This is a genomic window from Priestia sp. SB1, from assembly GCF_038898415.1.
Genome location: NZ_JBBJSS010000008.1, coordinates 72,711 through 87,686, shown reverse-complemented (window position 1 = coordinate 87,686; position 14,976 = coordinate 72,711). Strand labels below are relative to the sequence as shown.

Sequence of the window (14,976 nt, the reverse complement as noted above, 5' to 3'; positions counted from 1 at the left end):
AAATGTATGCATCTATAAAGATTATAAAAAGTAAGAGTTATGAGGAGGGGACGAGCTTGGAAGTAACACATTCGGTTATTATGAAGTCTGTAAAATGGGGAGTTATTGCCAATGCGATATGTGGAACGGCATTTGGTATTTTATATCTACTGGGAATCATAAATGTTAGCTTGTAAGAATTATAACAACTCAGCATGGTGATAAAAAACAATAAATAAAGAACTTTATGTATGGAAAATTCACAAATTCAACCGACCCTAATATTAGCCATGGGCTGGTTGAATTATTTGGCTGCTTTTTTATGATAGTTGCTAGCTTCTTATTTCTGCATTCAAAGAAGCTATATAGGAACTTCCCTATATAGCTTCTTTGTTTAACTACTTATTTCTCTTTTTCTAGTGCCATTTTAACTTTACTTGGCCAAAAAGCAAACTTTCCTAAAACCGTCGTAATTGAAGGTACAAGGAATGGTCGCACAATAAATGTATCTAACAGAACACCTAAAGCCGTGATAATTCCAAACTGAACCAGAACTTGAATAGGCAGTGTTGCTAGAACCGCGAATGTAGCAGCTAAAATAATTCCAGCTGATGTGATAACACCGCTTGTTTCACTTACGCCTTCTTTAATCGCTTGTTTTAACGGCATGTATTTCTTTTTCTGCCAGATGCTTGAGATCATAAAAATATTATAATCCTCACCAAGCGCCACTAAGAATACAAATGCGTATAAAGGAATCGCTCCTTGGATAGCATCTGCTCCCATGATATTGTGGATGATGAGCCAGCCTAAGCCTAAAGCTGCACTGTAAGAGAGGATAACAGTTCCCACTAAATAAAGCATAGCTACAATAGAACGCAAGTAAGCCACTAGCAGCAGCGATATAAAAATAATAATTAAGGGGACAATAATACTGTTGTCTTTATCACTAACAGTCATCGTGTCATATTGCGTCGCTGTTTGACCGCCAATCCATACTTTGGATTTTACTGAGGAAACTCCGGACTGTGACAGTGCCTTTTCGGCTGCATCTTTCAAGTCTGGAATAGCCTCCATAGCTGTTATACTATATGGATTTACATTAAACGTGACGTCATATACCTTTAAATCCTTATTACTTTTACCGCTTTGAGGTGCAGAAACGGTACTAATCAGATCGTTTTTCTTTAACTCTTTTTCTAGATCTACCGATTTTCCTTCTGTATCAATTACTACTTGTGCTGGTGCTAGTTCACCAGGAGAGTAAGCGTCAGAGATAATGGTAAATCCTTCACGAGAAGGCATATCTTCAGGGAAAGAAGACAATAAATCATACGTGTACTTGATTTGACTAGAGTATATGGATAAAGCTCCAAAAAAGACTAGACAAGCTACAATGATTGTCCATGGTTTAGTCGTAACCACATTACCAATCCAATTCCCGAAACGGTTTTTCTCTTTTCGGTCACGCACCGGTTTTCCTTTCTTTTTCGCCAATTCTTCTTCCATTTCAGGAGTGCGAGGAACAAAAGGATAAAAAGAACCTCTTCCCATAACTGCAAGCAGGGCAGGAATAAGAGTTAAGCTCGCTAATCCCATAATAAGAATAGATAAACTAAACGGGATTGCAAAACGGTGGTAAGCACCGTATTTTGCTACGATTAAAGCTAAAAGAGAGATGACAACCGTAAAGCCACTCATCGCTATAGCACCTGAAGCACCTTTAAAGGCGTTGATAAGTGCTTGTCTCTTATCTTTTACTTTGCGAAGCTCATCGCGATAATGAGAAATTAAAAATAAACAATAGTCTGTTCCGGCTCCAAATAACAAGACCGTCATAATGGATATGGACTGTGAATCGACCGTAATCCATCCTTTATCTGCTAAAATACCGAGAATGGGACTCAGAACCCCATAGGCAAAACCTACACCAATTAAAGGAATAATCGCTAAAATTGGGGAACGATAAATGACAAGAAGTAAAATTAAGACTAATAAAACTGTTGCAATTAGTAACGAAACGTCTGCTCCTTCAAATAAGCTCGTTGCATCTACTTGAATTCCTACAGGACCGGTAACGCGTGTGCTTAATTTATCTTTTTCATCTATATCCGTCGCAAAAGAATCGTATGAAACGTTTTCTTTTACTTGTTTTTTAATCGTATCTAGATTTTTTTCTAGTACATCCGTCTCAGCGTTTTCTTTAAAGAAAATAGGCTGTACAAGCGTGGTACCATCTTTTGATATCATTTTTTGTAAAGCTGCTAACGGTAATTTATGCAAAGGCGGTGTAGACGTTTGTTCTTCTAATGGTTTCTTTTCTAAATCCGCCGCCATTTGCTGAATAGACTTTAGATCATCGTTGTTCAAACCTGATTCTTTGTGCCATGTAAGTAAGGCAGGAACCCCTGATGAGTTAGGGAATTCTTTCTTTATGAGATTTTCAGCTTCTACGGAAGGTGAATTCTCACTTAAGTTGGATGCATTGTTCACTTCCGTTTTATTAACGGCAGGCCAAGCAATTGTTAGAACTGCAGTGGCCAAAATCCATACGGTAATAACAACCCATCGACTCACTTTCCCAGTCATAAATCGGCTGAATGTTGCTAAAGGTGATTCTTTCATTAATTCTCCCTCATTTCCAAATCTGTTTGTTTCTATTACAATATATATAGAACCTTCAATAATTATATATACCAGAAGGTTAATTAATCAACTAGTTTAAATGTGGCAATTTCTTGAACTAGAAGGAGGCCCTCTTATGAATACTGATAAGACACCAAAAAAAAAGCCTGGCAGACCTAGAATAACAACTGAAAATAATATAACAAGAGAGCAAATTTTAAAGACTGCTGCCCATTTATTTATGGCATATGGATATGAAAGAGTATCAATGGAGCAAGTAGCTGAGGCTAGCGATGTGACTAAGGCTAGTGTTTACTACTACTTTAAAAATAAGGCCACTTTATTTACCGTTTCGGTATCAAGCATGTTCCAACGTATTACAAAACAGACAGAGAAATTATTACAAAATTCCAAAGGGCTGAAACATAGATTATACGAGGTAACATTGGATCACTTAAAGAGACCACATATTGATTTTGAAACATTATTGCAGGAAGCTACTTCTTCGCTTACAGAAGATCATATTCATGAAATTCGTGAAGCAGAGAAAGCCATACATCAGGCATTGGAGAACGTATTCAAACAAGCTGCAAACAGCGGTGAAATTGTCGTAACAAGCCCTCGCTTGCTTGCGCATACATTTTCTATGGTCACAATGATTCGGAATAAAAAAGAATTAATAACTGAATTAGGAGGCCCTGAAAAAACGGCTCAGGCTCTAGTAGATCTTTTTTGGGTAGGGATTAGTCCTAATTGAACTGTTTTATTGCATGGTGCAAAGAAGAAATAAAGAACGGCTAAAAAATATTCATCAATATTTTTTAGCCGTTCTTTTCATTGGTCGCAAGCACTTTGTAAAAAAAATCCTGAAATAATAGCCATTACCTATTAACCATCCAACTTATAGAGATGTTGGCCCGAAGTTTTCATTAATCATGTAAAAAAGCGAAGTTATATGATAAAAAACGTAAAAATTTAATAATTTGGTTTTTATTTGTATTTAAAGCAGTATTTGATGGAAGGTTAGTGTTAAAATAATGAAAATCCTATCTTTTAGGGTTGCCTTTAGCATATATGGTTATTCTATTGTAAACAAAACCTTTAGCATAGCAGCTTACATTTTGGAAAGGGGAGAAGCGGATGGAATCTATTTGGTTCGAATACGTATGGGCACTATTGATTCTAATTGGATTAGAAGGATTATTATCAGCTGACAACGCTCTTGTACTGGCAGTTATAGCCAAACATTTACCCGAGGATCAGAAAAAAAGAGCGATCAATTACGGAATTCTGATGGCATTCATTTTTCGATTTGCAGCTCTTTTTGCTATTTCATTTATTGCCAACGTCTGGTGGATACAAGCGGTAGGAGCAGTTTATCTTCTTTATTTGGGTTTGAAGCATATTATTCAGGCAAGGTTTGGGAAGCATAATGAGAATATTCATAATGATGATGAAAAGGAGTCTGCTGGAAAGGGGTTCTGGCCGACAGTAGGGAAAATTGCGTTAGCTGACCTTGCTTTTGCCATTGATTCTATTTTAGCGGCGGTAGCCATAGCTCTTGGACTTCCGGATTCACAATTTGGAGAAATCGGCGGGATGGATGGAGGACAGTTTGCAGTTGTAGTTCTTGGAGGGATTGCAGGTCTTATCTTAATCAAGTTTGCAGCAACCTGGTTTGTAAAACTCCTTGAAAAGCGACCTGCCTTAGAAACTACAGCATATGCAATTGTTGCCTGGGTCGGTGTGAAACTTGCGGTTATTACTTTTGCGCATAAAGATATCGGGGTCTTAGATTCTCATTTCCCTCATAGCACCACTTGGACCCTGATTTTCTATGGAGTATTAGTTGGTATCGCGCTATTGGGTTGGTTTGCACCGGGCAATAAGTCATCAGAAAAGCCATCGGTTTAAAAAATAATAAATTGCCATACGTAACCCTAAATTAGACTTCTATTAGAGATTATCATTTTTTATTATTCTATAAACAATACGCATCCTAAATTATCAACCATCCTTACTTTTTTCATCCAAGCGGAGCCTCATTTTTAATATTTAAAAGCATGTTTAGATTCTATAGAAAGAGTGAGGTTTGTTGATTCATGCCTAACTATCAAGTACGTTAATTCAAGCAGGTGTAACGTACTTTTTAATTGAAGCTATTGTGTAGACGAACCTAGTTATCTTGTTTGTTATTTTTGTTCCTTAAAGAAGACCAAATCATTAACGATTTGGTCTTCTTTTTTCTAGTAGAGAGAATGGTTTAGAGGAGTAAATTCGTTTGTGCTAATTATAATATCTCTATTTTCATTTCTGAAGTTTTAAAAAATAACGAATACTTGTTTAAATGGAAATGATTTGGGAATATAATTCACAAGTCAAAAAAATGAAAAGGAGGATGCAAACATGGCAAAGGGACTAGCTATGCACGAAACGTTAGAAGTTCACGAAATCTTAACGCTTAAAACATCATGTGTAACAAAAGGAACAGCGATGTTGGAATTGGTAGAGGATGAGGAATTAAAAAAGATTCTTGAAGAAGATGTTCAAACATCTACTGAAGCGATTAAAGAATTGAAAAAAATCTTAAAGAAAGCTCAATAAATAGGAGGGGTAGAAAAATGGCCACTAAAAGTACTCTTACTAAAACGTTAGATGATCTTGCTATTGCGACTGATTTATTATTATCAGCTAAGAGTGGTGTACGAACATATGCTGTAGCGCTTACGGAAACAGCGACACCCGAAGTTCGAAAGGTATTAAAAAAGCAATTAGATGAAACCATCGAGCTTCATGAAAAGATTGCTCAATATATGATTGATAATAAAATGTATCATGCCTATGATATAGAAGAACAAGTAAATCACGATTTAGAAAAGGCAGATAAAGCTTTAGGTTTAGCGAAAGGTTAACTAAAATTCCCCCTCTGACAATAGAGGGGGAATTTTTTCAAGGTTACATAAAAAGTACTCTTTCGATATTTCTACAAAGGAAAAGAAGTCTATATTTTATTCTCTTATAAATAGATAATTCAACTCATTTTATACAATATTTAGATAATATTATATAGTCTTTTATCCCATATCCGAATAAATTGGTTTTAATTGGATGATGTAGGATACACCTATTAGTAGAACGACATATTCTATGGGGATAGAGGAGGAGAAAATAGTGAAGGAAATTAAAGTAGCAGAAAATAGTGGTCAGGCAAATAAGTTTATTGAAGAGTTCTTTGCCAACGGGTTTAGTAAAAGTGAAATTTATTTATTAACCTATAATAAAGAGCGCTCGGAATATTTAACAAATACAACAAATACAAAAGAATATCGAGCTTCTGAACAAGGAGTTTTTGAATCTGCAGTTAACAAGTTATTTTCTCGTGAAGATGAACTTCATTCTAAAATGGCCTCGTTAGGTTTAACCCAAGAGGAAGCTAAACAATGTGTCGGTGAAATGAAACAAGAACGTATAATCATTATTGCAAAAAAAGGTATGTAATGGTTTTTCCTTGCAATAACCTTCGAAGAAACTCAGTGATCGAGAAGTATTAGTAAATCTTACTAGCATGCTGCTTTATATATAATATTGTTCTTCTGTACAAATGTTTTATGAATCGGAAAGATACTGAACTGAAAGTATTTTACTAGAGTCGTTTACTACTCTCATATGGAGGTGAAAGGGGAATGATTCAATTTCTTGGTATCCACATAGGGACGCTATATTTTCCTACAAGTATCCTTCTAATTACTTTATTAGTTTTATTAGGTTTTATTATCTATTTTCTTAGTAGAAAAAAAAGAAATAGAGATCAAACGATTCATTCAAATGAGAATAGAGTAAAAGGGAAAAGAGGAAAAGACAAAGCTCTGTAAATAATCTAAAAGAAGAATTCATCTATTTCGTCATCAAAAAGAATTGCAGTATAAAGTGAAAATAAATTATCCTAATCCTACAGTTCCTGATACAGCCTTACATTATGATTTAACTTGTGAGAAAGTATGATTTAAATAAATGCAGAGAAGGCCCTTGAATTCATTTCCAGGGGCCATTTTTATTTTTAGTATGTTTTTTTAGATCTTAAACAAGCAATTGAACCCTTGATAAATATGAAATAGTAGTCTAACCTTTATGTTAAGGAGTGAAAATTATGAATGAAAACATTTCGGGTATCGATTATCAGGAAGTCATTGAATATGCGCTAGATCCACTTATTATTCATTCAAATCATCAGATTATATATGTTAACCACGCGGCTGAACATTTTTTTAGAGGAAAAAGGGAAGATATCATAGGTGCAAGCCCTTTAGATATATTTCAAGAAACATCTAAAGCAGCAATAAAGAAAAGAATCCAATCTGCCTATGAGCGCCCAGCAGAGCTCATTGAGGAAACCATATTTAGAATGGATGGAACAACTGTTAATGTTGAATTATATTGTCATCCCTTGCTGCTAGGAGATAAAAAAGTAATCCAAACCTATGTGAGAGATATTACGGTAAAAAAAGAGAGTGAAATAAGACAAAAAGAAATAATAAAGCAAATAAATGAACTGTCTACAACCCTTGTTCCTCTTTTAGAGGGAATCGCTGTACTTCCCTTGGTAGGATCTATAGATGAGGAAAGAGCACACCAACTTTTAATGGCGGTTCCAGTAAAAGTGCAGACACAAAATATACATTGTTTAATTATAGATTTTTCAGGTATTTATACACTGGATTCAATTGTAACGGAGCATCTTTTTAAAATTAATAGCGTTATGTCACTACTTGGAGTGCAATGTATCTTAACAGGATTAAGACCAGAATTATCTCGCTCTGCTGTACAGCTAGGTATTAATTTAGCTTCTACCCCGACAATGGCCACTGTAAAAAATGCGCTTCATTTTTTAGGAATTACTTTTAGTAAACAACCGTTAAAATGAAAATACCTAAAGCAACTTTTACGTTTTTAAAGATACATATGATATGAATCTTTAGGTGGTGCTAAACCTTTCAGAGGAAGTTTCTAATTAAAGAAATAGTGGCATCGTCTTTACGGTTTCGTGCTGTTTTAAATATTTTTAGATGTTTTTTTAAAATTAGATTTGTATCTTGTATACATCAGAAAAACAAAAGAAACTCCTGAACATATACCAGGAGTTTCTTTTGTTTAAAATAACATATTGTGCAATCGTAAGTTTGTTAAATAAAAGATAGAAGAATCATTGAATTGCCTTCTTCAGTTTAAGATCTTGTATAAAGCTTCAGAAGCGTTATCTATATCATAATCGTTATAATTTAAGGTTTTTTGATCCGTAAATGTAGTGATTTGAAAAATCTTAGATGTTTTACAATAGGACAGTTCCATCACTTGAGGAATGGTATGAGTAATAGCGCTATCCTTATATTGAACAAGAGTATTAAGCGTTTTTTTTATTTCAAGTATATTCATAAAAGTACCTCTTTCCATTATAAGGAAACTCAGGGTACAAAGAGACCATATAATTTAAATTTTATGTTCTTTCTCTATTGTAACATATGCCCGCATAGAAAAATACCTGCCGAGAACAGACAATATGGTAGCTGCAGAGGTAGATTATCAATCTATTTTATTGCTTTATAAACAACCGGTGAGGAAAGTTTAATCAATGTAGACGGCTCTCCAAAAGCCATAGATTCATCAATAAATGTTTCAAGAGATTGAACGGAATTAGTTAAAACTTTTACTAGATAGTTGTATTGACCCGCCAAACGATGACATTCGATAACCTCAGGGTGTTCTTTACAATATTCTACGAATTGCTTGCATTTTGTATTGCTGTATAAAATAAAAGCAGTTACAGGTTTGTTGAAATTTTCAGGGTTAATTATTGCTCTATATCCATCTATTATGTTTTTCTCTTCAAGTTTTTTTACTCTTTCATTAACAGCAGGGGTAGATAAGCCAACCAGCTTTCCCAACTGTGTAAAAGACAAACGAGCATTCTCTTGTAGATATAGTAATATATTTTTATCAATTTCATCCATAAAACATACCTCGCTTTAAATTATAAATTAAAATAATGAATTTTCCGTCAATATTAAAGCTATTAATTAGTAATACAATAAAATAGATATGTGAAAATAGAAATTTATACAATACAATTTAATTATATCAAAAGGAGGGATTTAATGGCTTTAGAAATGAGAAATACATGCGAAAAGTGCAATAAGAAACTCCATAATAGCTCTGTCGCTTATATCTGTACTCATGAATGTACATTCTGTGATAAATGTAGTGAAAACGCGATTTATATTTGTCCTAACTGTGGAGGAGAACTAGTTAAAAGACCAAGGGGCAAAGAACATTCGCTAAGTTGCTCATTAAATTTCGCATAAATTTAGACACAACACTGTATAGATAGTGCAGTCAGAACAGCTACAATCAATGGGATGGTTTGACATTAGTGGGTGATGGACATTCAACAACGGATAGTAATGGTTTAAGTGCTGAACAAATCATAAAGCATTATAGTAAAACTTTACATGGTCATTACAACGTTGAACACTTTTCGATTGTCAGAAATGCAGAGGAAGAATTGTTTCATCCCATACATTATTCATAAAGATAAGAGTACACAACTAAAATAAAGCTCTAAAAGTGTTTAATCGACGCTTTTTAGAGCTTTATTTCTGCATTATGTCTCAATCTAAGCAGGAAAGCCTCCCGTTGGCGGTGGCCATGCTCCGTTTAATCTTCTCATAATGACAATTTCACCGAGATGATAGCTGTTGTGAGAAGCAATATTACGCAGTAATCCCCCTGGGGTTTCACTTGGCCAAGCATCCAGAGGTTCTTCGATTGATAATGTCTCAGCTAAGTGACAAGCTTCGTCAATTCCATCACAAAAATGCTGGATCGTCTTTTCCCATTCTTCCTCATCAACCGGAGCAGGATGTTCAGGCCAGCTTTCACTTACACTTTTCGGTCTCTCAGGGTTTTCTCCTTTAGCAAGAGCAAGTAAAAAGTCTTGCCAATAGCTCATATGCTTCACTAATTGATAAATAGAGTAAGGTAATTCCTTTTGTTTATGTGAAGCAAGTTCCATATTAATGTCGGTTATTGCATTAATTGTTGGAAGATGACCTCTTTCACCTCTGAGTGATTTGATAAGTGCATCACGAAATGCTGTATTTGTTTGTGTCATGTTTTTCAGCCTTTCTTTTTCAAAGTACTAATCTTTCAACAGTCTAACACAAATCAGTTTAATATATGTACTTCTGCGATTAACGATTTACTATAACAGTGCAACTAAAGTAAATAGTATCCATCACAATTTTTTGTTTGTAAGTCACCTTTATATGCCGAAATATGGTTTAATGTAAAATATATGTAAAAAACGCAGCGAATCTTTGATTAAATACAGAACTTTTCCTCTTTTTTTAAAAGCGTATCGTTCGCTACGCTTTTTACAATTCATTTAATCTTCAATGGTTATTTCAACTATATAGAGATTTCCTTGATATGAAATAGAGAACGAACGAATAATGGTCGTGACAGTTGTGCCTTCTATCTCTTCCCCAGATGGACTGGTAAGCCAATATGCGCCTTGTCGTCCTCTACGTATACCGAAATACTCATAACACATAGGTCTGAAAACAGTATAATGCGACTTTCAAGCAAAGAATCGTATTCAACTATGTAATAGTCGAGTGTCTCATTAAGTGTGTCGTAGTCTAAATTATCTTGACTAAGGATTTTATCCAATTCAAGTGCAAGTGGTTTTTCAATACTAATATTTATTTGTTCTGTGCGCATATAAACCGCTCCTTAAAAAGAGTATCGACAAGTATAAGTGTATGTTTACATAATACCTACACTTTACTATTTGTAAGTAAAGAAAAAACATGAGGTGAAAGTATGAATTGGACTGAACAACAAAAAAACGTATTTAACACATATGTACCGAATGGCGACTAGATAAGTTTTATGGCCCATTTGGGGATTTCACAAGAAGAAGTAATGTTAGTTATTCTAGATGAAGAAATGACAATTGAACAATACTGTCAACATGGACCACCAGAAGCAGCAAAAGAAGTGTTGACATACTACAAGGAAAACGGAGCTCTCGTGTCCTTCGACCAAGAAGGTTTGTCTATTAAAGGAGATAAAACCATTCCTCCATTTCGCTCAACGGAAAGAAAATCACCCAGTTTTCGTTAAAGGAACGAGGGTTCATTTGTCAATTAGCGCATCAATATTTGGAAACCCATGAGTTAACGGCAGAAGACATTAAACATATCTTAGAGATTTAAATTGAATTAATCTATGTTCTAAATAAACTATTTAAAATAAAATAATCAGCTAAATGATCACAAATCGTTTACCTCATATTGTATATATTGTAAAATCCAGTTAAGTTTTGACGTGAGTGAGGTGTTCTATGATCTTTCTAAGTCTTACCTTCCCGTTGTTCCTGGGTTTGTTGTATATTGCGTTTGCTACGTTTTTAAGAAAACTACATAATAAAGAAAATACAACGGGTGTTATCGTATACGGAGCAATTATTTCCGTTATTTTAGGTAGTTATGTTATCATGTTGTTTACCTAAAATTAAATAAAATATATGTGCGTTTCATATAAAAAGCCGCTATCTCAAGTATAGAGTTAGTGGCTTTTTTAATTATTTATATGCCGATTTAATTGTATCTAAATAAAAATAATCAGCATCTGCCTCATCTTGAACAACCATTAATTGATAGAGATGGTCAGGCTTATCTGGAATATTAAAAACAATGTTTAAATCAAGTGGTTTGTCTTCTAGTTTCATGTTTGGATAATTTGTTGTAAAAAGCGTATATCCCTCTTTTGTATAAGCCTCTCTAGTAGCTGGTTCATAGGTCTTACTGTCTGTTACGTCTTCTAATGTAAAGTGAAGGTCTTTTAGCGATACAGAATTTCCTTCTTCAAACGTATTTTCTAAACGTACAGATACATTCATAAATGTTGAAGTTCCGTTAATGCTATCGATATCATCCACGTAAGATGCGCTGTTGGTTGAAATATAGTATTTATGGTGTTTAGATTTTTCATGATAAGATAGGCTGCCTTCTGCCGGTCTAACGTTTGTTGCGTGCTCAAGGCTAGCGGTATGTTTTGGGGCAGGTGCTTCTACGGTTACTTCGTTTTCTTTCTTTCCACTTTCGCAAGCAGCAAGGCCAGAGACTAAAACGGCACACATGATGCTTGTTTTTGTTAATTTATTCATTATACTCCTCCAAGATAGATGATAGTGTTTATGTTACATGGAATATATATGGGAATCAAGGAAAAATGTGAAAGATAGTTACAGAGGTAAGGAGTTTAAATGTTCTAGGATGCTTCCAATTTGGAGAAAAAAGAAATAAGGAGAGTGCAGAAGTTGGGGTGAAGGTAAGAAAAGCTGATTCATCTTTACCGATGAACAGTCTTTTTTTGCAACCAGTCTGATGTTATGGGAGATGTCCCTTATAGTATGAAGTAAGACTCAACAGGTAACACATAATGTTTCAATTGGTTATAAAAAGGATGGTGTTCAGGATGAAAAAACGAATAAAGATGTTAATTTCTATTGGAATTGCAGCGTCTTTGATTATTATTTCGTCTCAATCGAAAGTGCATGCTAGTACTCCGATTGGTACGGTTCAGGTTAAAGCTCATTCGTTATATCTTCGAGCAGGAAATAGTTTTAATGCAAATGGAATTATATCATATGCTAAATGTTTCTTAGGGATGCGATATATCTGGGCATCTGCAAATCCTCTTTATGGTAGATTTGATTGTTCAGAGGGAATATAGTGAAATTCAGAAGTGACGGTACCTTTATATTTTTCGTAATAAACTAATCGAATGTCCATAAAACCAACCTTTCGTAGGGTAAAGCACAAATAAACTATCTGGAAGAAGTAAAACTATTATATAGTTGATGATAACAACAATAAACACCAAATGAGGTGATACGATGAAAAAAGAAGAAAAAGTGGAAGCAGAAGAAGTATTGTGCCGGTTGTTTAAAGGTGGAAAAATTAAGCACGTTGGAGATGGAATACGTTCTGATTATTTTAGACTCAAAATACAAGCTGCTGATGGTCAACCACTTGTTATTACTGCGGAAAACAAGTGGGCTGTTTCACCTATACGTTCCTTTTTTTCACTTATTGCCAAACAAGAGGAAATCACAGACATATTCTTAGGGGAACAAGAACCTCATTTAACGTTACAGTTTACAAGCGGTGTGCTCTTAACAATCTTTGGAGTAGATAACCTCTATGAAAGTTGGCAAGCCGGTACAGATTCACAAGATTGGTTAGTCGTTGCATGTCCAGGTGGAGAAGTGGCAGTTTGGTCTCCAGAGAATGAAGAAAATATATAACAGTAGGGGGTGTCGGCAATGAGCAATATATACGAACAATTAGATGAATTGCAGGAACAGCTACAACATTATGCTCTTAATAGAATTGAAGAGTATTATTACACCAGATGTTGTGAAGTAGCCGGAACCGAGGTTACTTAAGGGCCTTATTTATCTTATTTTTATTAGAAAGCTTTCAGTATAATAACCCCTGTAATAATAAGAGTAACGGAGATAATCTTTCTTTTGTTTTTTGATTCTTTAAATATATAAATACCTAACAGCGTTGTACTAGCAATCGTTAGCCCTGCCCATATAGCAAAAACAATACCCATTTCAAAATAGTGTGTTGTTAGAGAAATGAAATAAATACAGGCAATGAACAATAAGAATGCACCTATCGTGGGAAAAGTTTGTTTAAAGCCTTTAGATAGTTTTACACACATTTGCCCTGCAATGCCTAAAACTAAGCCAATCGTTAAAAATACGTATCCCATTACGCTGCCCTTCTTTCTTTAGAACTTCCTTTAATGTTAAGAGAAACTGCACCAATTACGATAAGAGAAACTCCTAAGATTTTAGATAAGGAAATAGTTTCATCAAAAAAAATAATACCTGTGACAACAACAAGTACGGTTGCACCTCCTGCATATAAAGCACTTGCTACTCCTACTTCACCTTTAGCGTTAAGGAGCATATAAGCAGCAATCGAAGAACAATAAAATAGTATGGCAAAAACAGTCGGAACAAAGTTTGTGAATCCATTTGTAAGATTAAGAAAAAATACTGCGATTACCTCCAAGATGATGGCAAGAAACAATAGTAAATAAAACAATCAGATTTCCTCCTTTTAGTCACCTCATTTTAAGAACTTTACGTAATGGCTACTAAATAATTGCAGTAGCACTCGGATGTCATTATTTTATCTAGAGCTTGATATCTTGTAAAATAATGATAAATGATTATAGATATCATTATCATTAATACCTAAATGAATGAACGTAAGTAGAAAGAAGGATGTTTATGAAAGTAGAAGATATACGTATATTTATGGCTGTGGCAGAATACGGCAGTGTAAGTCTTGCTGCTGATAAGCTAGGTTATGTCCAACCAAATGTAACAGCACGTATTCGATCTCTTGAACGAAAAATTGGACACCCATTGTTTCATCGTCACAGACGCGGAATGACATTAAATGTAGAAGGTCGAAAACTTTTAACGTACGGAGAACAAATGATGAGGCTAATGGATGAAATACAGAAAGCATTTCAAGATGAGCGTAACCTTGTTGGATCATTATGTATTGGATTAGTTGAAACGGTAGTAGGGTTTCCTGAAATCATTTCTTCCTATCATAATAAGCACAAAAATGTGGATATTTCTCTAGTATCAGGAGTAAGTACACAATTAATAGAGAAAGTTCTTAAGTTCCAGCTAGACGGGGCATTTGTAGCAGAACCAGTAAATGTGTCAACGCTTGATCAAATTCCGGCTTTTGATGAAGAAATTGTACTTGTATGCAGTGCAAATGAAAAAGGGAAGAAGCAGATTCAGTCTGCCAGAGAGTTACTGCACCTACCATTCATTTTATTTAATGAAGGCTGCCAATATAGAGAAAGACTACAGCAATGGTTAAAAGAAGAACAGATCGTATCCCCGAAAATTATGGAATTTGCTACACTCGAAACGATTATGGGGACAGTAGTTTCTGGTCTTGGTGTGACACTTATAGCCCGGTCATTAGCGGAGAGATATGAGAGGGAAGGGTTAGTACAGCTCTTTTCAATACCTGAACCTTACAGAAACCTTAGGATTGTATATGTTCGTCGTTCCGACTCCTATCTAGGAGTAACTGAGCGTGAATTTACAAAGACAATCAGCGAAGTAAGAGAAAGGAAAAATCAGAAATAATCAGACTGTTTTTCGTAAAGATCTTTTTTATTTAGCCTATGTTTAGGATGAATATACCAAGTGCTAATTTGAGCAGTAAAAGTGAGCTTTTTAATATCTAAAGAGGATTACAC

Annotated in this window: 21 protein-coding genes and 1 pseudogene; 14 read left to right on the top strand and 8 right to left on the bottom strand. The window is 34.7% G+C overall.

Translation table 11 applies throughout. From position 1 onward, the window contains the following. Positions 1-381: 381 nt before the first annotated feature. A complete protein-coding gene (locus WKH56_RS26615) occupies positions 382-2,604 on the bottom strand; it encodes an MMPL family transporter (RefSeq protein WP_221833622.1) in 2,223 nt (740 codons plus the stop codon). Between the two features lie 136 nt (positions 2,605-2,740). On the opposite strand from WKH56_RS26615, the gene WKH56_RS26610 reads away from it, so the two are divergent. The 6 genes from WKH56_RS26610 to WKH56_RS26585 all read left to right on the top strand — a co-directional run bounded on the left by WKH56_RS26610 (position 2,741) and on the right by WKH56_RS26585 (position 7,525). Next, positions 2,741-3,361: a TetR/AcrR family transcriptional regulator gene (locus WKH56_RS26610; protein ID WP_048018644.1), complete on the top strand. Its 621-nt coding sequence runs from the start codon at positions 2,741-2,743 to the stop codon at positions 3,359-3,361. 383 nt (positions 3,362-3,744) lie between these two features. Further along, positions 3,745-4,518, top strand: coding sequence for a TerC family protein (locus WKH56_RS26605; RefSeq protein WP_048018645.1), 774 nt, complete (start codon positions 3,745-3,747; stop codon positions 4,516-4,518). 492 nt (positions 4,519-5,010) lie between these two features. Continuing rightward, the gene (locus tag WKH56_RS26600; RefSeq protein WP_016766364.1) at positions 5,011-5,208 is read left to right on the top strand and encodes a hypothetical protein; all 198 of its coding nucleotides are present in this window, start codon (positions 5,011-5,013) and stop codon (positions 5,206-5,208) included. A gap of 17 nt (positions 5,209-5,225) precedes the next feature. Beyond that, complete coding sequence (locus WKH56_RS26595; protein ID WP_048018646.1) at positions 5,226-5,516, top strand: spore coat protein; 291 nt, start codon at positions 5,226-5,228, stop codon at positions 5,514-5,516. Between the two features lie 259 nt (positions 5,517-5,775). Next, the gene (locus tag WKH56_RS26590) at positions 5,776-6,102 is read left to right on the top strand and encodes a YflT domain-containing protein (protein ID WP_063246985.1); all 327 of its coding nucleotides are present in this window, start codon (positions 5,776-5,778) and stop codon (positions 6,100-6,102) included. A gap of 649 nt (positions 6,103-6,751) precedes the next feature. Beyond that, positions 6,752-7,525, top strand: coding sequence for a PAS domain S-box protein (locus tag WKH56_RS26585; protein ID WP_221833620.1), 774 nt, complete (start codon positions 6,752-6,754; stop codon positions 7,523-7,525). A 296-nt stretch (positions 7,526-7,821) separates the two neighbouring features. On the opposite strand, the gene WKH56_RS26580 is transcribed toward WKH56_RS26585, so the two are convergent. Together WKH56_RS26580 and WKH56_RS26575 are read right to left on the bottom strand one after the other, a co-directional pair. Further along, on the bottom strand, positions 7,822-8,034 hold the full coding sequence (locus WKH56_RS26580; RefSeq protein WP_221833618.1) for a hypothetical protein: 213 nt from the start codon (positions 8,032-8,034) through the stop codon (positions 7,822-7,824). A 152-nt stretch (positions 8,035-8,186) separates the two neighbouring features. Continuing rightward, on the bottom strand, positions 8,187-8,609 hold the full coding sequence (locus tag WKH56_RS26575) for an Lrp/AsnC family transcriptional regulator (RefSeq protein ID WP_063246987.1): 423 nt from the start codon (positions 8,607-8,609) through the stop codon (positions 8,187-8,189). Between the two features lie 144 nt (positions 8,610-8,753). Between WKH56_RS26575 and WKH56_RS26570 the strand changes: the two genes are divergently transcribed. Both WKH56_RS26570 and WKH56_RS26565 read left to right on the top strand, forming a co-directional pair. Further along, a complete protein-coding gene (locus WKH56_RS26570; protein ID WP_081213956.1) occupies positions 8,754-8,960 on the top strand; it encodes a DUF1272 domain-containing protein in 207 nt (68 codons plus the stop codon). Between the two features lie 6 nt (positions 8,961-8,966). After that, positions 8,967-9,187 (top strand): annotated as a pseudogene (locus tag WKH56_RS26565) (cysteine hydrolase); the annotation flags it as partial. 84 nt (positions 9,188-9,271) lie between these two features. Here the strand turns inward: WKH56_RS26565 and WKH56_RS26560 are convergent. Next, positions 9,272-9,769, bottom strand: a complete 498-nt coding sequence (locus tag WKH56_RS26560; protein WP_047751249.1) for a DinB family protein — start codon at positions 9,767-9,769, stop codon at positions 9,272-9,274. 273 nt (positions 9,770-10,042) lie between these two features. Beyond that, positions 10,043-10,210 carry a hypothetical protein gene (locus WKH56_RS26555; RefSeq protein ID WP_342836996.1) on the bottom strand — a complete coding sequence of 56 codons (168 nt, stop codon included), beginning with the start codon at positions 10,208-10,210 and terminating at the stop codon, positions 10,043-10,045. Positions 10,211-10,560: 350 nt separating this feature from the next. Here WKH56_RS26555 and WKH56_RS26550 point away from each other — a divergent pair, with 350 nt between their 5' ends. Both WKH56_RS26550 and WKH56_RS26545 read left to right on the top strand, forming a co-directional pair. Then, on the top strand, positions 10,561-10,785 hold the full coding sequence (locus WKH56_RS26550) for a hypothetical protein (RefSeq protein WP_342836995.1): 225 nt from the start codon (positions 10,561-10,563) through the stop codon (positions 10,783-10,785). Positions 10,786-11,047: 262 nt separating this feature from the next. Next, entirely contained in the window at positions 11,048-11,173 is a 126-nt protein-coding gene (locus tag WKH56_RS26545) for a hypothetical protein (RefSeq protein WP_342836993.1), read from the top strand. A gap of 72 nt (positions 11,174-11,245) precedes the next feature. Here the strand turns inward: WKH56_RS26545 and WKH56_RS26540 are convergent, their stop codons facing one another. Further along, positions 11,246-11,830 (bottom strand): hypothetical protein, encoded by a 585-nt coding sequence (locus tag WKH56_RS26540; RefSeq protein ID WP_048018654.1) that lies wholly within the window; start codon positions 11,828-11,830, stop codon positions 11,246-11,248. Between the two features lie 311 nt (positions 11,831-12,141). Here WKH56_RS26540 and WKH56_RS26535 point away from each other — a divergent pair, with 311 nt between their 5' ends. The 3 genes from WKH56_RS26535 to WKH56_RS26525 all read left to right on the top strand — a co-directional run bounded on the left by WKH56_RS26535 (position 12,142) and on the right by WKH56_RS26525 (position 13,114). Next, positions 12,142-12,399: an NlpC/P60 family protein gene (locus WKH56_RS26535; protein ID WP_310884329.1), complete on the top strand. Its 258-nt coding sequence runs from the start codon at positions 12,142-12,144 to the stop codon at positions 12,397-12,399. Between the two features lie 163 nt (positions 12,400-12,562). Beyond that, positions 12,563-12,973, top strand: a complete 411-nt coding sequence (locus tag WKH56_RS26530) for a DUF6188 family protein (protein ID WP_168760604.1) — start codon at positions 12,563-12,565, stop codon at positions 12,971-12,973. An 18-nt stretch (positions 12,974-12,991) separates the two neighbouring features. After that, positions 12,992-13,114, top strand: a complete 123-nt coding sequence (locus WKH56_RS26525) for a hypothetical protein (protein ID WP_255293452.1) — start codon at positions 12,992-12,994, stop codon at positions 13,112-13,114. Between the two features lie 23 nt (positions 13,115-13,137). Here WKH56_RS26525 and WKH56_RS26520 read toward each other — a convergent pair whose 3' ends face one another. After that, on the bottom strand, positions 13,138-13,449 hold the full coding sequence (locus tag WKH56_RS26520; RefSeq protein WP_048018655.1) for a DMT family transporter: 312 nt from the start codon (positions 13,447-13,449) through the stop codon (positions 13,138-13,140). Further along, complete coding sequence (locus WKH56_RS26515; RefSeq protein WP_033578604.1) at positions 13,449-13,787, bottom strand: DMT family transporter; 339 nt, start codon at positions 13,785-13,787, stop codon at positions 13,449-13,451. Before WKH56_RS26515 ends, WKH56_RS26520 begins: the two co-directional genes overlap by 1 nt. A gap of 188 nt (positions 13,788-13,975) precedes the next feature. Between WKH56_RS26515 and WKH56_RS26510 the strand changes: the two genes are divergently transcribed. Beyond that, positions 13,976-14,863 carry a LysR family transcriptional regulator gene (locus WKH56_RS26510; protein WP_310884330.1) on the top strand — a complete coding sequence of 296 codons (888 nt, stop codon included), beginning with the start codon at positions 13,976-13,978 and terminating at the stop codon, positions 14,861-14,863. Positions 14,864-14,976 lie beyond the last annotated feature (113 nt).